Raw genomic sequence first — 18500 nt, 5'->3', positions numbered from 1 at the left:
TTAACTCTCCTATTTAACCGTCACAGTTAATTTTGCAACGGGGTTTAACCATCTGTGTACAGTGTTATTCAAATCACTGTTTCCACCTTCTAGGTCATCATCGCCAAGGGCACCCGGGTGAATGTGCACCATCGTATTTGTATCGCCAGTTGTAATACCTGTACCGTTAGTGCCTGCTTGGCCGCCCGGCGCAGCAGGAATACCTAATACACCAGGTGCACCCGAGCCTTCTACTACAAGTTCGTTATTTGCTTCTGTACCTGCATCATAACCATTGAGGTAAACAGTAAAGGTGCCTGCTTCTGTTGGAACTTTCCAGCTATCTAGACCTACAAAGCCATCATTGGTTGGCAGTAACATAGCCGCTACAGATAGGTATTCGTTACCATCGGTAGTTGTGAGCTCTGCTGTTGCAGATGCCGCGGGTGCTAAAAGGCCTGCCGCTGGGTTTTCTGCAATATCGCTACTCGATGCTGACGCTTGAGTAACAAGTGCTGATATATCGCCGCCTTCAGCCATTGCTTGCAGTGCAGCAGAGGCTTCGGTTGCAACTTCAAAAAGTTGATCTTCGCTATCGTGTGCTGTTATTAGTACCGGTGTAAAATAAAGGCCTTTAGTAAGGTTAGTAATTTCTACTTCTAGCTCTGCTGCCAATGTTGATTGGCTAGCTACTGCTAAAAGGGTTGCAACTGTAAATGCTGAAGCTTTCATTATTATTTCCTGTAAGTGATGATTCAGGCTAAGTATTGAATAACCACCTCAAGAAACTCTCACAAAGTTATCACTTTTTTATCACAGCGGGTTAGGGCGTGTTATTTAACAATATAGCTGCCTCTATATAGACACCTGCTCAATAAAAAGGCAGTATGTATTAACTAATAAGGAGAGCGTAATGGAAGAAAATCAACAGCTTGAGCCGTTATCAAAAGACGAAAAAACATGGGCTATGCTTTGCCATTTAAGCGCTGTAGCCGGTTTTGTTATTCCGTTTGGCTCTGTACTTGGGCCATTAGTGGTATGGCTTATTAAAAAAGATGAAATGCCAATTGTCGATTTACACGGTAAAAAATCGCTTAATTTTCAAATTACTATGGCTATAGCTTACTTTGTATGTTTTTTACTGGTATTTGCCGTAATCGGCCTCGTTTTGCTGCCTTTAGTGGCTATTTTTTCTTTTATCATGGTGGTTTTAGCCAGTATTAAAGCCAACGAAGGGAAAGAGTTTAATTACCCACTGAGTCTAAATTTGATAAAATAAATGACGACCCTTTAATAAACCCAGCTGTATGCTGGGTTTTTACTTTAAGTACTTAATGCTTTATATCACCTTATTTTTTAGTGCGTTTGTGTCCGCTACTTTATTACCAAGTTCTTCAGAAGTAGTACTTGTTACCATGATAAGCCAAGCAAAAGCTAATCTGTGGCTGCTGTGGTTAGCCGCTACTTCAGGTAATGTGCTAGGAAGTTGTGTTAATTATTGGTTGGGAACTCATGTGCTGCGTTTTAAGCACAAAAAATGGTTTCCGGTATCGGCCAAGGGGCTTGAAAAAGCACAATCTCAATTTAAAAAATATGGGGTATATAGCTTACTGTTTGCTTGGCTGCCGATTGTGGGCGACCCACTAACGGTAATTGGCGGCATATTTAAAGTGCGTTTTAGTCTGTTTTTATTATTAGTGAGCATTGGCAAAGGCGCGCGGTATTTAGCCGTTATTGCCCTTGCCAGTGGTGCACAAGCGGTTTTGTAAAGTTACTTTGACCAATCAAGCGTGAGCGAAACTGAGTCGGCAAAGCGCAGTGCATGCGGTTTATCTACTCTGGCTTTTGCGTAATGCACGCTTGGATGTGTATGGCATACTGCAAGTATTTCGGCAACCAGCTTTTCAAGCAACAAAAAGTGCCCTTGCTCTACTAGGTTTATCACCTCTTTGGTGATCACTTTATAGTTAAGCGCTTGGTCCACTTCATCTGTTTTACAGGCGTCATCAGCAGGGTAGTGAATTTCTAAATTAATCACTACATCTTGCTTTTTTTCCCGTTCTTCTGGGTTAAAACCAATAAATGTACGTAAGCGTAAGTTGGTTACGTTAATAATTGCGTTGGCCATAATTAACCCTTAATAAGCTGTAAAAACTCGTTACGCGTTTTAGAGTCACTTCTAAAGTTACCTAGCATTACAGAGGTACGCATGCTTGAATTTTGCTTCTCTACACCGCGCATCATCATACACATGTGTTTAGCTTCAACAATAACGCCCACGCCTTTTGCGCCGGTTACTTCTTCAACGGCTTTAGCAATTTGATGAGTAAGTTGCTCTTGTATCTGAAAGCGACGAGCAAACATATCAACAATACGCGCAAACTTAGATAAACCTAGTACTTTGCCATCGGGAATGTAAGCAATATGGCAACGACCAATAAATGGCAATAAATGATGCTCACACATAGAGTAAAGCTCTATATCTTGTACAAGTACCATATCGTCAGCGTCTGAGCTAAATACCGCATTATTGGTAATTTCATCAAGCGTTTGACGATACCCTTTGGTTAAATACTCCATGGCTTTTGCTGCACGTTTTGGTGTATCGAGAAGACCTTCTCGGCCTGCATCTTCACCCACAGCGGTAATAATATTTTGGTAGCTTTGCTTTAAATCGTCATGCATAAATTTCTCAGTTTAATGTGTGTTCTACTTTAAATGGCGGCCGCCATCAACAGGCAAAGCGCGGCCTGTGATGTAGTGGCTGCGCAGTAATAAATCAATACTATTAATAATTTCTTGGCAACCTGGCTCTATACCCATAAGAGATTTTTTAAGGGTTTTAGCACGGTAAGCCTCGTCATCGTGCTGATTAAAAATAATCAACGATGGCGCAACCGAATTCACCTTTATGTTTGGTGCGTACTTAGCGCTAAACGACTTGGTTAAGTTATCAAGTGCAGCCTTACTTGCGGCATAGGCAATGTGCTTTGGGCTACCTGTTTCAACAACGTAATCGGTAAGATGAATAATGTCAGCCGGTGTGCAAGCATCAGCTTGGTATGCCATTAATAGCTTTGCACAGGCATTATTAATTAAATACGGTGTTTTGGCATGAATGCGCATCATGTTATCAAACAAACTCGAAAAGTCAGGGTTACTGGCTTCGCAGTCCCAGCTTGAGGCATTGTGCACAATGGCACGTAAAGAGTGAGTTTGCTGTTTGAGTGTTTCAATAAAGCTAGCTATACCGGCATCGCTGCTAAAATCGGCGTGTATACATAAGGCGCCTTGTTGTTCTAAGTCGTCGACTGCATCGTGGCGCGTACGATAGGTAATAATAATAGCTTGGCCTTGCGATAAAAAGTGCTTAGCAAGCGCAAGGCCAATACGTTGACCAGCGCCTGTTATTAAAATAGGAGATGTCATGTAATGCAGTTTTCTCTTTGGCAGGCGTTAAAATTAACTATAAATCAATTTTTTGTTTTACGTAACATTACGGCGAATAGATCAGCTAGTGCATATGCAGCACTAGCTGTTTAGCCGTTATAAATCATCGTAAATAGTCGGAATGGGTTGGCGCTTATGCTGAGTGCGAACATAAATATCAGTTAGCTTTTGCTCAACCTCTGCAGCCACCGGCTTGCCTTCTAAAAAGTCGTCAATTTGGTCATAGCTCAGTCCTAATGCTTCTTCATCGGTGAGGCCTGGGCGGTCACTTTCTAAATCAGCTGTTGGGGCTTTTGTTACTAATAGTTCAGGCGCACCTAAGGCAGTTGCAAGTGCGCGAACTTGACGTTTTGATAAGCCAAATAATGGGGCTAAATCGCATGCGCCATCACCAAATTTGGTGTAAAAACCAGTAATGTTTTCAGCGCTGTGATCGGTACCTACAACGAGGCCTTGGCAAAAACCAGCTATTTCGTATTGCGCTACCATGCGTTGGCGTGCTTTTACATTACCTTTTACAAAGTCAATTTTAGCTTGCTCAGGTAGCTCTTCACCACTGCCTACTACCGCCGCCATAGCTTGCTCGTGTAATGCATCGGCAGCAGGTTTTACGTTGACGGTCATGCGTTTACTTGGCTTGATAAAATCAACGGCCATTTGCGCTTCGTCTTCATCTGCTTGTACACCGTATGGCAAACGAACCGCAATAAATTGGTACTTATTAGTGTTTTGCTCTGCGTTTAGTTCATCTACGGCTAATTGACACAAGCGCCCGCAGGTCGATGAGTCAACACCGCCGCTAATTCCAAGCACTAGCGATACACTATGGGCTGCCACTAAACGTGCTTTTATAAAGTTAACTCGACGGGTAATCTCGGCGTTTACATCAATAGTTGGCTGAACTTTCATTTCAGCCATAATTTCGGCGCGCATGGCCAGCTCCTCGTTATTTAATAAGTTGTTTTTAAATAGGCTTACATTATCTGGTTTAGTGGTTATTAATTAAAGTCCTAAATGTGCTTTTATACGGCTAAGCTCGGCTTTTAATTCCTCAATTTCTGCAAGTAACTCGTTAATTTCATCGTTTTTAACTTCTGCGACTTCTGTAGCTGGCACTGGGCTTGGCGCTACTGCTGGGTCAGCAAAAAGGTGCATGTAGCGGCTTTCTCGTTTGCCAGGCTCGCGCTCAAGCTTTGTTACGTAGTCATCTTTTGCTAACGCGCTCAGGGCGGTTTCTACTTCGCTAACGTTTGTAAAGTCAGCTAGGCGAGCGCTGCGCGTTCTTAGCTCACCGGGTGTTTGTGCGCCGCGTAACAGCAGTAAACATATAATTGCCCGTTGCTGCGTGCTCAACTGTAAGCTGCTAAATTCTGTATTACAAAAACGGTGATCGTATTTATTAACTCGTCCCGAAAGCCCTTCGTCTAGCGTTACAAGGCGCTGACTTATAAGCTCATCAAGTGTTTGTTGCACCTCACTTTCGCTCAAGTTTACAACCGGGTCTCGATTTGATTTTTGGTTACACGCATTCGTCAGTGCGTTCAACGACAGTGGATAATGCTCGGGTGTAGTGCTTTGTTTTTCTAAAAGGCAGCCAATAACGCGCTGCTGATTTGCTGATAAATGCATGGCTTTTCTTTATTAGTAAACAGTATTTTTAGCTTACACCTTTATTGTGTACCAAGCCATTGTTGTAATTTAGGCTCTAGTGCTGCGGAATCTAAAGGTTTGGTTAAATAATCGTTCATTCCTGCATCAAGGCACTTCTCTTTGTCGCCCTGCATTGCGTTTGCCGTTAACGCAATGATTGTAATATGTTTATTATGCTTGCCCGCTTTTCCTTCGCGTATAGCTTGCGTGGCTTGGTAGCCATCCATCACGGGCATTTGGCAGTCCATTAAAACTAACTGGTATTTTTTGTCTTGGCTGCTGTTTAGCTTATCTAGTGCATCTTGGCCGTTTTGTGCAATATCAAAGGTAAGCCCAACTTGTTTTAACAACGCTGAGGCCACCACCTGATTTACTTTGTTATCTTCTACTAAAAGCACTTGCGCGTGCGCTGATATTTCTTTGGGCTTTTCGGTTAACTCATTTTGCAGTTGTGCTTGGCGCTGTTGTTGCTCAATGTATTTATCGTTAGTGAGTGAATCAAATAAATCTGACGGAGTAAGCGGTTTAAATATCAGGCAGTCTATATTTATGCCAATGTTGTTATGCTCTTGCGAATAACTCATCGGTGCCATAACAACCAGTTTGCTTTGCTTGGTGGTTACTCGGTTTTTTAATGTATTTATTTGTGGGTGCGCAGCTTGCTCAAAAAAATGATAATCGACTAGTAATGCATCTGGTTGGGTATCGCAGTTATCAAAATAATTAATGATGCCGCTATAGTCATTTAAAATATTAACGTGCGCGCCCCAAACGCGTAATTGTTTGGCGGCAATATTGGCGTTAAGTGTGCAGGCATCAATAATTAAAATATGTTTGTCATTAATTAAGTGGCTGGGTAAATCTTGTGCTTTAGTTAAACGGGGCTGTATTTTTATAGAAAACGAAAAAGTGCTGCCTTCATTTAGCATGCTGGTTACGCTTACTTCGCCTTCCATTAGTTCACAAAGCTGCTTAACAATAGCTAGGCCAAGGCCTGTGCCGCCAAACTGGCGGGTGGTTGAGGCATCGGCCTGAGTGAATGAGTCGAATAAAGTTTTTTGTTTTTCTGCGTCTATTCCTATGCCGGTATCAATAATAGAGCAATGTAAAAAACTGCCATCGGTGGTTTCATCTATCTGCGCGGTCACCAGAATTTGCCCATCAATAGTAAATTTAACGGCATTGCCAATCAGGTTATTTAAAATTTGACGCAACCTATTCGGATCGCTAATTATTTCGCTGATAGTAATTTGGGTGGCATCTAAAATGAGATTGGTATTATTTTGCTCCACTTTAAGCGCAAACGACTCAACAACTTCACCAAGTAATTTAGGTAAGTTAAATTGCACATTCTCTATATCGAGTTTGCCAGCTTCAATTTTAGAAAAGTCTAAAATGTCGTTAATTATATTTAACAGCGACTGAGCTGAAGATTGTGCAAGCTCAATATGATGCTCTTGCTGTTGGTTGAGCTGGGTGCGCTTGATAATATTTAGCATGCCCAGTACGCCGTTCATGGGGGTTCTTATTTCGTGGCTCATACTGGCTAAAAATTCACTTTTAGCCATTACTGCTTGCTCTGCAGCTTCTTTGGCGGTGACTAGCTGTTGCTCTGTTTCAATACGTTGCTGACTTGAATGCAAGCTGCCCACTAGGGCGGCTACAGCAATTAAAAAGCTTTCTTCGTTACGTGACCACGGGCGCATTGAAGCACATTGCTCAGCGCATACTATGCCAATGGAGCCACTTCCCGCCGGTATGATTGCGCACAGCATGGCATTAATATTGAGCGGCGCAAAGTAATGCGCTTTAAGGGGTTTTAGTAGAGGGTGATTTTGGGCATCACTGGTGCTAAACACAGCGTGTTTTTCTATGGCTTCAAAAAAATCAGGCGCCTCTTTTTTAAGCCATACCGCATTATTATTACCCATTCTGTTTTCAATATTATGGGCTGCTATAGGACTCAATGAGGTTTTTGAGCTATTAAAAAACCAAATACTGGCTTGCTCAATGTTTAAAGCATGGCAAATAGATTCAGTAATAACTTGTTTAGATTGGCTTAATTGGCCACTTAAAATAAGGTCGTTGGCAGTAAGCGACGCTAAAATTTCGTTATGTAGAGCAATTTTGCTGTTTTCAAGCTCAATGCGCTTACGGGTATCAATATTTTGCAATGAGCCAAATATTCTTACACAGCGCTCGTTTTTGCGCTCAGCTTCACCATGAATAAGCACCCACATTTCGCGTCCTTCAGAGTCAATAACTTCAAGTTCGGCTTCGTAACTTTTGCCTTCTTTAATTGCAGATTCAACCAGTTGAGTGATACGTTCTCTGCTTTCACCGGCTTTAAAGTAATTTAAGTTTATAGGCCAGGTCGGCTCTTTATTTAGCGGGAATTTAAAGATTTTTTTGGTCATATCTGACCAATACACTTGTTTGGTTTCTAGATTAAATGACCATGCCCCAATTTGTGCTAGGTCGCTCATTGCCTCCAGCATTTTTTCGTTTTGTTGCTGGCGGTTTAGCATTTTTAAAAAGAATAAGAACGCCCATATTAGTAATCCGAAAATAATTATAATGGCGATTCTCAGCGGCCATATAGTTGAAAGCGCTGGGCTCCAACCTTCTTTAGGGGCTACGTATAATTGCCAGCTTCCCCCTTGAAAATTAAGCGTAAAATCAAGCGGCTCTTGTGAGGTTATATTGTTATTACCATAAAAAAACTCGCCTTTTTTGCCTAAACCATGACGCCCTTGAATAGCAATGTTGTAGTTTTTTTCAAGCTCTTTTATGCCTGAGTTTTTGTATACTTTTTCAATGTCGAGCACTACCGATAATAACCCCCAAAAGCGGTTTTCGGGCGGAATATAAACAGGCACTCTGGCAATGAGGGCAATGTCGCCTTGCACTAGTTTAAGTGGCCCTGCCATAACAATAGTATTGGTATCACGGGCTCTAATGGCATCTAGGCGTTGGTTTTTGTTTTCTAAAAAGTTTAAGCCAATGGCTTTTTCGTTACCTTTTAGTGGGTAAGACATACGAATTATCATGTCGGGCGCACCACCAATATGGCGCAGCTCACTGGAGGTTTTAAACAAAGGCGCTGCAATTTGCTCAAACCGTGCTTGTTGTAACTCAGGTTCAGCTGATACAGCAACCGCTAATCCACGAACAAGCTGAATGTTTGATACCAAGGTGGCTTCGAGTTGTGCACGGTATGTACTTACTTGAGATAAAATTTGTAGGCGGTGGGCGTCTTTTGCGCGATTGTAGTTAATTCTATCTAATACAATGCTCACTAGTATTATTAGCGTAAGCGATAACCAAAAGGTCAGCTTATAGTTGCTGGTAGTGTTTTTTTTGTTGTTATTTTTTGGCGGCATTGGCTAAGTCATGCTGTTATTTTAGGCAATTTAACTATAGCTAATTTATTGTATAAATAAAAACGGCGCTGATAAATTAGCGCCGTTTTATTTTTATAATTAGTAGTTTAACTATTAAGCGTCGGTTACTTCACGTGCCCAATGGTTTTGCTTAGCGACATGTAACTTACGGTAACCATCAAGTAGTGCTGCATGCTTTTTAAAGCCTTCAAGCGATAAACCAGGGAAGGTTAAACCATTAAATAATTTACGGCCTTCTGCTATTTCAATAGCCAGCGTTACGTTATCGCTGCCAAACATTAAACCCAGTGCATCTTGGTAGTCGGCGTAGTCGCGCTCGTCATCGTATTTAATTTCAAGGATGGCTTTTAAACAACGGAAGTGGCGCATTGCATCTTCGTTTACTTGGCCTGTGTGTAGTATCCAGTCCACCCAATCAATGGCTTCTTCGTTGCCTGCGGCTAAACATAAGTGCGCTTTAAGCTCACCAATACGCAGTGTATGCCATGGTGTATCGGCATCGGTGGCAAGGCCAATAAATTCAGCAGCACGAATAATATCGCTGTGGCCTGCTTCTTCTAGGCTGTCGTAAATGTCCATCCACTGCTGCGCATCGTACTGATCAAGCGATAGGAATGCTTCACGGAATTTAGCGCCTTCGTTGTTGTTACGCCAAATTAGTTCATCTACTGGGTAAATGTCTGACATGCCTGGTACTAAAATACGACATGCATACACGTTTAAGTGTGTGTAATCCATAATGTAAATGTCGTGGCCCATGCTGTGAATTAAGTCAGTACAGAAGTTGTATTCTTGCTCTGTTGTACCGCTAAAGTCCCAATGAACAAAGTCAAAGTCAGCGTCAGCACGGAAAAAGTCATGCGAGATTAAACCGCTTGAGTCGATAAAGTGCAGCTCAATGTTTTCAGGCGTTGCAACTTCATCGTTATCAAAAGTAGCTGGTTGGAACACATCAAGTTGATCAAGGCGACGACCTTGTAGTAGCTCGGTAACGGTACGCTCAAGGGCAACTTCAAATGATGGGTGAGCACCAAATGAGGCAAACACAGAGCCATCAACAGGGTTAATAAGCGTTACGCTCATTACAGGGTATTTACCGCCTAGTGATGCATCGGCAATACGTAAATGAAAACCATGGCTGCGTAGCTCTTCACACGCCTCGTGAATTTTAGGGTATTGCTTTACAACCTTTTCAGGGACGATAGGTAAACAAATACCTTCTGCGATAATACGGTTTTTAATGGCGCGCTCAAATACTTCTGATAGCCCTTGTACACGTGCTTCAAACTTAGTATTACCTGCGCTCATGCCGTTAGAAACAAAAATATTACCAATTACATTTACCGGAATGTATACGTCTTGGTTATCGCGTTGGCGTGTGTATGGCAACGTACAAATGCCGCGCTCGTTATTACCTGAGTTAAAGTCAAAAAGGTGTGAGGCATTAAGCTCACGCTCTGGGTCAAAGTAATCCCAAAGGCTTTCGTCCATTATGCCCTCTGGCACTTCATTGCCTTCAACTTTAAACCATTTCTCATTCGGATAATGAGTAAAGTCGCTGTTTGCAAATTCTTCACCTAAGTAAAAGTCGGCAAAAAAGTAATTACAGCTTAATCGTTCAAAGTATTCACCTAACGCAGAGGCGATAGATGCTTTATCGGTTGCGCCTTTACCATTGGTAAACATAACACCGCAGTCGCTGTCTTTTATATGAACTGAATAACAGTTAGCCACAGGGTTAAGCCAAAGTGCTTCTTCAACATTGATGTTTAGCGCTTTTAGCTTGTTTTGCATGGTAGAGATAGACGATTCTAGGTCGCGGTCTTTACCTTTGATAAATGTTTTTTCAGTCATATGAGTCTCAACTAGATCTGCACAAAATGTGGAATGGCTATTATCGTGGATTTTGATGTTTATTTCACCCTTTGCGAGTAAGAACATTATTATTTAATAAAACTATGGTTATTATATGTGCAACAAATGGTGCAAAGGACAAATTAATGTTTAAAGTAATCAAATGGTTAGTATTACTCGTTGTGGTTTTAGGGTTCGCTGGTACAGCGCTTGTGTATGGCGTATTAAGTTTAAGTATGCCCACACTTGATGGTAAAGGCCAAAGTACAGCAATTAATAAGCCGGTTACTATTTCGCGTGATGCACTAGGGCAGGCGGTTATAAAGGCCGAAAACCGCAATAGCGCGGCATATGGGCTAGGCTATGCGCATGGGCAAGACCGTTTTTTTCAAATGGATTTATTAAGACGTAACGCCGCAGGTGAGCTTAGTGAGTTATTTGGTAAAGCGGCCCTTGGGCTTGATAAAAAAATGCGCTTTCATCAATTGCGAAAACGCAGCCGCGCTATATTACACACCTTACCCGAAAGCGATAAACAACTATTAAACAGCTACACCCAAGGTGTAAACGAAGGGCTGGCACAAGTTGGCTTTGCAAGCTTTGAGTATTTACTTACAGGCGGAGCGCAAAAACTATGGCAAAGTGAAGATAGCCTATTAGTTATATTTAGCATGTACCTTGATTTGCAAAGTGCCACCTTTGAGCGAGATGAAGCTCTCATACATATTGAGCAAGCATACGGACAACACATGGTTGATTTTTTAACACAACCTAGCCAATACCAAGCGGCGCTTGATGGCAGTAAGCTTGCCCCGTTTACAGGCACCATTCCTCAACTTCCAGAGCAAGTACAGCACACGGTTAAAAATATTCAGGCAAACCAAGAGCGCGGTAGCAATAACTGGGCAGTAACCGGTGCGCATACCCAAACGGGAGCAGCCATGCTCTCTGACGATATGCATTTATCTATGGCGGTGCCGGTTATTTGGTACAGGGCGCAGCTTAATTACACACAAAATGGCGAGCAAGCTCAGGTAACTGGCGTATCGCTACCCGGCGCCCCTGCTATTGTGGTGGGTACAAATAATAAAATTGCCTGGGGCTTTACTAACGGCTACATAGACACAGCCGATTGGGTTACTTTAAGTAAAGATAATAAAACATGGCAAGTCAATGAGCCTATCGCACTGCCTAATGGCGAGGTGGACAATTACTCATTAACCATGAGCGAATACGGCCCAGTAAAATATATAAATAAACAGCCTTATGCACTTAGCTGGGCTGCACACCAACTTTATGCTGTAAACATGGATCTGCTCAAACTTGAGCAAGCCACTAGCGTAGATGATGCGCTAGATGTGGCAAGCGATGTGGGTATTCCGGTACAAAATTTAATGGTGGTAGATAGCCAAGGCAGTGCTGCATGGCAACATATTGGGGCTATACCTGCGCGTAAAGCACCGAGTGAGCTAAGTGTTAATGCAAACGAATACTCACCCGCTTGGCAGCAAAATGAGCATCAGCGCCCTTATATTAAAAACCCGCAAAATGGACGATTATGGACAGGTAATTCCCGCGTGGTGTCGGCCACTGATAATGCACGCTTTGGTAATGGCGGGTACGCGCTAGGGGCACGTTCAAGCCAAATTCGTGATAGGTTATTTGAAAAACAAAGCTTTGCTGAGAGCGACTTTTACGCGCTACAGCTTGATAATCAAGCCCGCTTTTTAATGCCTTGGCATACATTGCTACTTAATCAGCTTAAAAAAGACAAAGCCAAAAACGCACAGTACATAAGTGCACTTGAAAACTGGCAGCAATGCGCATGTGCAAGCTCGGTAGGTTACACCTTAGTTAAACACTACCGCAGCACATTAATTAATACTGTATTTGCAAGCATGGAGAACAAACTTAATGAGCAAGACGCCACGCTTAGATATGTAAAACGCGATCTAGAACCAGCTATATGGCAGCTTATTAAAGATAGGCCGGGCTCATGGGTAAACCCTGAGTATAAAAATTGGGACGAGCAGTTATTAGGTGCATTCAGCCAAACAGTGACAGTACTTGGGGCTGAGTATGGGGATAACTTGCAAAATTGGCAGTGGGGTAAAGTTAATGCGCTTAATATTGAGCACCCGTTTGCTAAACAAATGCCCATACTGGCTAAGCTTTTAAATATGCCTATAGCGCCAGCTTTTGGCGATAGCTACATGCCCGCTGTACAGGGCAAAAGCTTTGGTGCATCGCAGCGCTTTATTGCCCAACCAGGGCATTTAGAAAACGCCATTATGGCAGTGCCCGGTGGGCAGTCGGGGCATCCGCTATCCGCGTTTTATCGTGCAGGCTTTAGTGACTACATTGAAGGTAAGCACACGCCTTTATTGCCACAAACGCTTATACATCAAATAGTGATAGAGCCAGCACGATGAACTAAATTACAGTTAATCACGTTCTATATAATCATTAATAAATCAACAGAGAACTAAAATGAAAAAAATACTACCCGCATTAATAACAGGCTTATTACTTAGCAGTGCAACACATGCAGATGAAAATCCGGTAACGGCAGAAAAACTAAGCGACAGTGTGTATGTACTGTTTGGCCAAGGCGGTAACATTGCCGCAAGTGTAGGGGAAGATGGCATTTACATTATTGATGACCAATTTGCCAAGCTTTCAAACGACATTAAAAAAACCATTAGCGATTTAAAACCCGGTAGTGCAGAGTTTGTAATTAATACGCATCATCATGGCGACCACACTGGCGGCAACGAAAACTTTGCCAAAGCCGGTGCGCATGTCATTGCGCACGACAACGTACATAAGCGATTAGAAGAAAAACACGGTGCAAACTCAGATTACCTGCCACGCATTAGTTTTGGGCACGATTTAAAACTGCATTTTAATAACGAACACGCCCATGTAGTGCACTACGCCCATGCACATACCGACGGTGATTCGGTGATATTTTTTAATAACGATAACATAGTGCATATGGGCGATATTTACTTTAACTTTGGCAGCTTGCCGTTTGTAGATGTAGATAGCGGCGGCAGTGTTGATGGAATACTAGCAGCCGTAAATGACGTTATTAAGCAAATAGATGAGCGCACCATAGTGATACCCGGGCATGGGCCGGTAAGTGACCGTTCAGGACTGGAAACGTATGCTAAGCTTGTTAAAAAAGCCAAAGATTTAATGCTAAAAGCAATGCAAAATAACGCAAGCTTAGAGCAAGTACTAAAAGCCGATCCGCTGGCTGCGCTTAATCTTAAGTACGCAGGCTGGTTGCCAAAAGAGAAAGTGACTACACTTTTTTATCGCAGCTTAAAGTAGTACGCGTAACGTAAAAAACATGATACAAAGCTGAGTGTACTTTAGCGTACATTCGGCTTTTATTTTATTATGCCCAAAGGAGTTGTGTATGTCGGCAGAAAAAACCCACCTAGAAATTTGTAACTTAACAAAAGAGCAGTATCCGCAAATTAAAACCTTAATGGATCAGGCTTATCCTGATTTAGGTGGCGCGTGGCCAAGCCATACTATTTTTAGATTGATAGATCAGTTCCCTGAAGGGCAAATAGGCATTGTAGATGATGGCGTGCTGGTGGGTTTAGCACTAAGCGTGCAAGTAGACTATGCGCGTTTTTCAAATCCTCACACTTACGAAGACATAGCCGATGGGCACGACCGTGTATTTAGTGACTCCGACGGCGATGCGCTATACGGTTTAGATGTAGCAATTAGCGAAACCCACCGAGGCATGCGCTTAGGGCGCAGATTATACGATGCCCGTAAGGAGTTGTGCCGCCAATATAACTTACGCGCTATTTTAGCCGGTGGCCGTATTCCGCGTTATTACAATCACAGCAGTGAAATGACGCCAATGGAATACATTGAAAAGGTTGACCAAAAAGAGCTTTACGACCCAATTTTAAGTTTTCAGCTTTCTAACGACTTTCAGGTAAAACGGTTACTTAAAAAGTACCTGCCGGAGGATCAAGAGTCTGTAGGTTACGCCACCTTGCTTGAGTGGAATAACATAATGTACGAGCCAACCGACACCGTACTCGAATCAACTAAATCGATAGTGCGTATAGGTGCGGTGCAATGGCAAATGCGCTGTGTAGAGTCGGTTGACGAAATGCTCAAGCAGGTAGAATACTTTGTAGATACGGTATCTGACTACAAAAGCGATTTTATATTATTTCCGGAATTTTTTAACGCGCCACTTATGGGCTTAGGCGATCAGAATAATCAAACCGAAGCAATCCGCTATTTAGCCGAATATACCGAAACATTTAAAAACGCGATGTCGCGTATGGCAATAGAGTATAACGCCAATATTATTACCGGCTCTATGCCACTTGCCGAAGACGATAAAATTTATAACGTAAGTTACTTATGCCACCGTAGCGGTAAAATAGACGAGCAGCGAAAAATACACATAACCCCGCATGAACAAAATGATTGGGTGATTCAAGGCGGCGACAAAATTGCCGTGTTTGACACCGATGCTGGGCGTGTAGGTATTCAAATTTGTTACGATGTTGAGTTCCCAGAACTTTCGCGCATATTAGCCAAGCAGGGGCTTGATATACTCTTTGTGCCGTTTTGGACCGATACTAAAAATAGTTATTTACGGGTTCGCCATTGTGCGCAAGCGCGCGCAATCGAAAACGAATGTTATGTGGTTATTGCAGGTTCAGTGGGTAACTTACCTGAGGTAGAAAGCCTAGACGTACAGTACTCGCAATCGGCAGTGTTGACCCCGTCTGACTTTTCTTTTCCGCACGATGCAACATTAAATGAAGCCACACCTAATACCGAAATGTTACTATTCAGCGACCTTGATATGGATAAGCTAAAAATTCTTCATAGCGAAGGTACGGTGCGCAATTTAAAAGATCGCCGCGAAGATTTATACGACGTAATTTTGAAAAAGAGAGATGTTTAATGGCATGGGTTTATTTAGTCATTGCCGGCTTGCTTGAAATAGGCTGGCCAATTGGTTTAAAAATTTCACAAAATCCCGACACACGCTGGCAGGGTATAGTAATGGCAATTGCATTTTTAACAGCCAGTGGTTTTATGTTGTGGCTTGCACAAAAGCAAATATCAATGGGGACGTCCTACGCCGTATGGACCGGAATAGGTGCTGCGGGTACGTTTTTAGTGGGTATATTACTTTACGGTGATGCAGCCACGTTTGGCCGTATTGCTGGTGTACTCATGATCATTTGCGGTGTGATAACGCTAAAAATTAGCTCTTAAAAAGAGCGCTTAATACTCGCTTTAAAAGTTATAAGCAGCTTATAGTAGCGCAGGTTTAAAAGCCTGCGCTTTTTTATGTTCTCAATTTGGCAGTATCACCAAAATAGCGGCAATGGCTATAAGTATTAAGCCCGCGGTATCTTGCTTTTTAAGTGGCTGTTTGAGCCAAAGTACAGCAATTAGCATGGTAAAAAATACCTCTACCTGACCAAGCGTTTTAACATACGCTACGTGCTGTAAACTCATCGCGCTAAACCAGCCAATAGAGCCTACACAGCTAAAAGTACTAATTGCGGCAGTGGTGCCTTTATATTGCCAAAGTTTGCCAACAGTGTGTGGCTCTTTTAGTAATAAATAGCCAAGTAATATAAGCGTTTGTAGGCTTATTACAAACAGTAAAACCCATGCAGCTGAGTGTGGAAACAATAACCCTGAATTTAAGCTCGCTTCACGCACCCACAGTGATGTAAGGGCAAAGCTGGTACCACAGGCAAGGCCAAGTAACGCTGTTTTGCCATCAAAGTGTTTTACGCTGGTTATACCGCTAAGTAAAAGCACCGCAATAGCACCTAAAAATACACCCAGCCAACCAAGAAGGCTAAGCGCAGAACCAAAAAACAATACCCCTAAAATAGCCGCTACTAACGCCTCACTTTTAGCAAGCCCTGCACCTATGGCGTAATTATTCATTTTAAACAGCTTTACCATTAAGCCGGTGGCGAGTATTTGCATAACACTTGCGCCAATAACAAACCCCCAAAAGGCATTATTAAAGGTAGGTATGGCGGTATCTTCATATTGATAAAGACCATACAAATACACTGCAGCAATGGGGCCGGCTAAAATAAAGCGCGAGAGGGTTACGCCAGCTACACTTGCATGTGCGCTTAATTTACTTTGTAGGGCATTTCGCCATGCTTGCATAAAGGCGGCTAAAAAAGTGAAAAAGATCCAGGTCATGGGGGTCGTCGGTAAAAAAATAAGGTCTATAAGTTAACAATCTTTAGTTATTAATGCGATGCATTAAGGGTGATAGTGAATATTCATCACCTGCGACATTATGCCGCACTGCTTTATAGGTAAACTTAGCTATAGTAAGTATGATGTTATTGTTTAGCCGCCTGCGTATGTCATAAAACGTGTTGGCGGCTTTTTTGTGTATGTGTGTTATATGTATTGGTTAAATAACTAGGTTTTAAAATAAGAGAATAAATTATGACAACATTAGTAGTATGCGCATTACTTGCTGTATTAATGCCTTATTTTGCAAAAATACCAGTGGCCATTGCGATGGCAAAGCTTGGCCAATACGACAATAAACACCCGCGCTCTCAACAAGCAAAATTAACGGGCTTTGGTGAGCGTGCGCTCGCTGCTCATCAAAATTGTTTTGAATCACTAGCAGTGTTTGCCGTTGCTATTGCGGTGGTACTGGGAACTAACTCGGTAAATGCAGTAACCGAAACCTTGGCGGTTACTCATATAGTTTCGCGCACTTTGTATTGCATTTTTTATTGGTTGAACTTAGATATTATACGTTCGCTTGTATGGTTTATTGGCTTAGGCACTGCCATTGCCATGATTGTAGTGAGTATTTAATTTTATTGTTAAAACCACAAAGCAAGCGGCCTAAAAGGGCGCTTGCTTTGTGCTCTTGCATCACTCATTAGCCTTAATGCGATACTTTAATTCGCTCTATTAAATCGGTATTAGCAACCTCGCTGTTTATGGCAAAATCGAGCTGTACAAGTACATCATTAAAGCCTGACTCAGAGATTTTATACTCCCACTTTGCCAGCGCTTCTTTAGCCGATTTATCAAAAACGTCTGACGGCTTAGATTGAATGACACTAATGTTTTTTGTTCTGCCATTGGCGGCTATATCGTACTTTAATACAACCGAGCCGCTAATGCCTTGCTTAGCGGCTTGGGCTGGGTAGACAGGTTCAATGCGTATTGTTGGTGAAATATGATCCTCTTTCGTTATTTCAGTTTGGGGCTGTTTTGCTATGGCTAAACCGCTAAGCATGCTTGTTGCTATTAGCAGTAAGCCACCTTTGGCAAGGCGAGAGTGATTGCCACTGTGCTTTATATTGGTAAGTCGTTGTAACATGGTTTTTTTATCTCCGTAGTGTGAATAAGCCATTAGGCCTGCGGGCGTTGCTGCCGCGCAGTTAACTAAGGCTTTGCTGTATAAAATGTGTTGGTGTGTGGTTTTATTGGCAAGTACCCGCTGATCACAAGTTAGCTCCTGCAAGCGTCTAAAGCTTGCGTAAGCCATCCACGCGAGAGGGTTAAACCACATTAAAATAGTAGTCAGTAACAGCAGGGCATTTATTAGGTTATCTTTGCGTTTTATGTGCACAGCCTCATGCTCTAAAATAAGTGCCAAAGTGGCTTTATCAAACTGGGTTTTGTAATTACTAGGCAGTATGAGCTTACTTTGCAAAATACCTACCACCATTGGCGATGCAATATGGTTACTGGTATAGGTTTTAATGTGTGAGGTTAGAGTGTGTTCGCTATTAATTAAATAATTGAGCTGCAGGTTTTTTATAAAGCGAATATGCACAACAAACGCTACGTTAAACAGCACTAGGCTAACCACTACATAAAGCACGGCCCAATTTAGGCCTAAGTTATTAATAAGGGGCTGGTTCGGCGTTATTAAATAATGGCTAATGGCGCTGTTTTGTAGTGGCTTAATGTTACTTGGTAAGTTTGCAACCAGTAACGATACGGGGATTAGGCATACTAATTTATACACAAAGCCTGGGCCAAGCAGCCTTAAACTAAAACGCTCACATATAATAAACCCGCCAAGCATTATGCTGAGTAATAATTGCTGCTCTAGTAACCAGTTAAACAGGGTTTGAATATCCATAG

17 protein-coding genes are annotated in these 18500 nt (G+C 42.3%); 7 read left to right on the top strand and 10 right to left on the bottom strand.

Annotated elements, in window-relative coordinates; all coding sequences use genetic code 11:
- Window positions 1–9: 9 nt before the first annotated feature.
- Window positions 10–711 (bottom strand): spondin domain-containing protein, encoded by a 702-nt coding sequence (locus tag MTF64_RS17175; protein ID WP_248452105.1) that lies wholly within the window; start codon window positions 709–711, stop codon window positions 10–12.
- A 181-nt stretch (window positions 712–892) separates the two neighbouring features.
- Here MTF64_RS17175 and MTF64_RS17170 point away from each other — a divergent pair, with 181 nt between their 5' ends.
- Together MTF64_RS17170 and MTF64_RS17165 are read left to right on the top strand one after the other, a co-directional pair.
- Window positions 893–1258, top strand: coding sequence for a DUF4870 domain-containing protein (locus MTF64_RS17170; RefSeq protein WP_248452104.1), 366 nt, complete (start codon window positions 893–895; stop codon window positions 1256–1258).
- A 55-nt stretch (window positions 1259–1313) separates the two neighbouring features.
- On the top strand, window positions 1314–1748 hold the full coding sequence (locus tag MTF64_RS17165) for a YqaA family protein (RefSeq protein ID WP_024032092.1): 435 nt from the start codon (window positions 1314–1316) through the stop codon (window positions 1746–1748).
- Window positions 1749–1750: 2 nt separating this feature from the next.
- On the opposite strand, the gene folX is transcribed toward MTF64_RS17165, so the two are convergent.
- From folX to ycaO, 7 genes are all read right to left on the bottom strand, one after another.
- Window positions 1751–2107, bottom strand: a complete 357-nt coding sequence (gene folX / locus MTF64_RS17160) for a dihydroneopterin triphosphate 2'-epimerase (protein WP_024032091.1) — start codon at window positions 2105–2107, stop codon at window positions 1751–1753.
- Between the two features lie 2 nt (window positions 2108–2109).
- Window positions 2110–2664 (bottom strand): GTP cyclohydrolase I FolE, encoded by a 555-nt coding sequence (folE, locus tag MTF64_RS17155; protein ID WP_004589001.1) that lies wholly within the window; start codon window positions 2662–2664, stop codon window positions 2110–2112.
- Window positions 2665–2688: 24 nt separating this feature from the next.
- Entirely contained in the window at window positions 2689–3408 is a 720-nt protein-coding gene (gene folM / locus MTF64_RS17150) for a dihydromonapterin reductase (protein ID WP_248452103.1), read from the bottom strand.
- A 117-nt stretch (window positions 3409–3525) separates the two neighbouring features.
- Window positions 3526–4362 (bottom strand): ammonia-dependent NAD(+) synthetase, encoded by an 837-nt coding sequence (gene nadE, locus MTF64_RS17145; RefSeq protein WP_055255384.1) that lies wholly within the window; start codon window positions 4360–4362, stop codon window positions 3526–3528.
- Between the two features lie 69 nt (window positions 4363–4431).
- Window positions 4432–5058 (bottom strand): DUF480 domain-containing protein, encoded by a 627-nt coding sequence (locus MTF64_RS17140; protein WP_121636792.1) that lies wholly within the window; start codon window positions 5056–5058, stop codon window positions 4432–4434.
- 41 nt (window positions 5059–5099) lie between these two features.
- On the bottom strand, window positions 5100–8462 hold the full coding sequence (locus MTF64_RS17135; protein WP_248452102.1) for an ATP-binding protein: 3363 nt from the start codon (window positions 8460–8462) through the stop codon (window positions 5100–5102).
- 114 nt (window positions 8463–8576) lie between these two features.
- The gene (ycaO, locus tag MTF64_RS17130; protein WP_248452101.1) at window positions 8577–10337 is read right to left on the bottom strand and encodes a 30S ribosomal protein S12 methylthiotransferase accessory factor YcaO; all 1761 of its coding nucleotides are present in this window, start codon (window positions 10335–10337) and stop codon (window positions 8577–8579) included.
- Between the two features lie 146 nt (window positions 10338–10483).
- Here ycaO and MTF64_RS17125 point away from each other — a divergent pair, with 146 nt between their 5' ends.
- The 4 genes from MTF64_RS17125 to MTF64_RS17110 all read left to right on the top strand — a co-directional run bounded on the left by MTF64_RS17125 (window position 10484) and on the right by MTF64_RS17110 (window position 15614).
- The gene (locus tag MTF64_RS17125; RefSeq protein WP_248452100.1) at window positions 10484–12769 is read left to right on the top strand and encodes a penicillin acylase family protein; all 2286 of its coding nucleotides are present in this window, start codon (window positions 10484–10486) and stop codon (window positions 12767–12769) included.
- A gap of 58 nt (window positions 12770–12827) precedes the next feature.
- Window positions 12828–13676, top strand: coding sequence for an MBL fold metallo-hydrolase (locus MTF64_RS17120; RefSeq protein WP_064384541.1), 849 nt, complete (start codon window positions 12828–12830; stop codon window positions 13674–13676).
- A gap of 88 nt (window positions 13677–13764) precedes the next feature.
- A complete protein-coding gene (locus MTF64_RS17115) occupies window positions 13765–15297 on the top strand; it encodes a bifunctional GNAT family N-acetyltransferase/carbon-nitrogen hydrolase family protein (RefSeq protein ID WP_029773759.1) in 1533 nt (510 codons plus the stop codon).
- Window positions 15297–15614 (top strand): multidrug efflux SMR transporter, encoded by a 318-nt coding sequence (locus tag MTF64_RS17110; RefSeq protein ID WP_004588993.1) that lies wholly within the window; start codon window positions 15297–15299, stop codon window positions 15612–15614. Before MTF64_RS17115 ends, MTF64_RS17110 begins: the two co-directional genes overlap by 1 nt.
- A gap of 81 nt (window positions 15615–15695) precedes the next feature.
- Here the strand turns inward: MTF64_RS17110 and MTF64_RS17105 are convergent, their stop codons facing one another.
- Window positions 15696–16574, bottom strand: coding sequence for a DMT family transporter (locus MTF64_RS17105; protein WP_248452099.1), 879 nt, complete (start codon window positions 16572–16574; stop codon window positions 15696–15698).
- 255 nt (window positions 16575–16829) lie between these two features.
- Between MTF64_RS17105 and MTF64_RS17100 the strand changes: the two genes are divergently transcribed.
- The gene (locus tag MTF64_RS17100) at window positions 16830–17213 is read left to right on the top strand and encodes an MAPEG family protein (RefSeq protein WP_248452098.1); all 384 of its coding nucleotides are present in this window, start codon (window positions 16830–16832) and stop codon (window positions 17211–17213) included.
- A gap of 73 nt (window positions 17214–17286) precedes the next feature.
- Here the strand turns inward: MTF64_RS17100 and MTF64_RS17095 are convergent, their stop codons facing one another.
- Window positions 17287–18498, bottom strand: coding sequence for a M56 family metallopeptidase (locus MTF64_RS17095; RefSeq protein WP_248452097.1), 1212 nt, complete (start codon window positions 18496–18498; stop codon window positions 17287–17289).
- Window positions 18499–18500: the final 2 nt, after the last annotated feature.

Source organism: Pseudoalteromonas sp. 2CM41L, from assembly GCF_023161905.1.
GTDB lineage: Bacteria > Pseudomonadota > Gammaproteobacteria > Enterobacterales > Alteromonadaceae > Pseudoalteromonas > Pseudoalteromonas atlantica.
This window is presented reverse-complemented; position numbering and strand designations above follow the sequence as displayed.

Excerpts from the sequence above, each read along its gene's own strand:
- MTF64_RS17175 (WP_248452105.1), bottom strand. The coding sequence starts at position 711 with ATGAAAGCTTCAGCATTTACAGTTGCAACCCTTTTAGCAGTAGCTAGC.
- MTF64_RS17170 (WP_248452104.1), top strand. The coding sequence starts at position 893 with ATGGAAGAAAATCAACAGCTTGAGCCGTTATCAAAAGACGAAAAAACA.
- MTF64_RS17165 (WP_024032092.1), top strand. The coding sequence starts at position 1,314 with ATGCTTTATATCACCTTATTTTTTAGTGCGTTTGTGTCCGCTACTTTA.
- folX (WP_024032091.1), bottom strand. The coding sequence starts at position 2,107 with ATGGCCAACGCAATTATTAACGTAACCAACTTACGCTTACGTACATTT.
- folE (WP_004589001.1), bottom strand. The coding sequence starts at position 2,664 with ATGCATGACGATTTAAAGCAAAGCTACCAAAATATTATTACCGCTGTG.
- folM (WP_248452103.1), bottom strand. The coding sequence starts at position 3,408 with ATGACATCTCCTATTTTAATAACAGGCGCTGGTCAACGTATTGGCCTT.
- nadE (WP_055255384.1), bottom strand. The coding sequence starts at position 4,362 with ATGCGCGCCGAAATTATGGCTGAAATGAAAGTTCAGCCAACTATTGAT.
- MTF64_RS17140 (WP_121636792.1), bottom strand. The coding sequence starts at position 5,058 with ATGCATTTATCAGCAAATCAGCAGCGCGTTATTGGCTGCCTTTTAGAA.
- MTF64_RS17135 (WP_248452102.1), bottom strand. The coding sequence starts at position 8,462 with ATGCCGCCAAAAAATAACAACAAAAAAAACACTACCAGCAACTATAAG.
- ycaO (WP_248452101.1), bottom strand. The coding sequence starts at position 10,337 with ATGACTGAAAAAACATTTATCAAAGGTAAAGACCGCGACCTAGAATCG.
- MTF64_RS17125 (WP_248452100.1), top strand. The coding sequence starts at position 10,484 with ATGTTTAAAGTAATCAAATGGTTAGTATTACTCGTTGTGGTTTTAGGG.
- MTF64_RS17120 (WP_064384541.1), top strand. The coding sequence starts at position 12,828 with ATGAAAAAAATACTACCCGCATTAATAACAGGCTTATTACTTAGCAGT.
- MTF64_RS17115 (WP_029773759.1), top strand. The coding sequence starts at position 13,765 with ATGTCGGCAGAAAAAACCCACCTAGAAATTTGTAACTTAACAAAAGAG.
- MTF64_RS17110 (WP_004588993.1), top strand. The coding sequence starts at position 15,297 with ATGGCATGGGTTTATTTAGTCATTGCCGGCTTGCTTGAAATAGGCTGG.
- MTF64_RS17105 (WP_248452099.1), bottom strand. The coding sequence starts at position 16,574 with ATGACCTGGATCTTTTTCACTTTTTTAGCCGCCTTTATGCAAGCATGG.
- MTF64_RS17100 (WP_248452098.1), top strand. The coding sequence starts at position 16,830 with ATGACAACATTAGTAGTATGCGCATTACTTGCTGTATTAATGCCTTAT.
- MTF64_RS17095 (WP_248452097.1), bottom strand. The coding sequence starts at position 18,498 with ATGGATATTCAAACCCTGTTTAACTGGTTACTAGAGCAGCAATTATTA.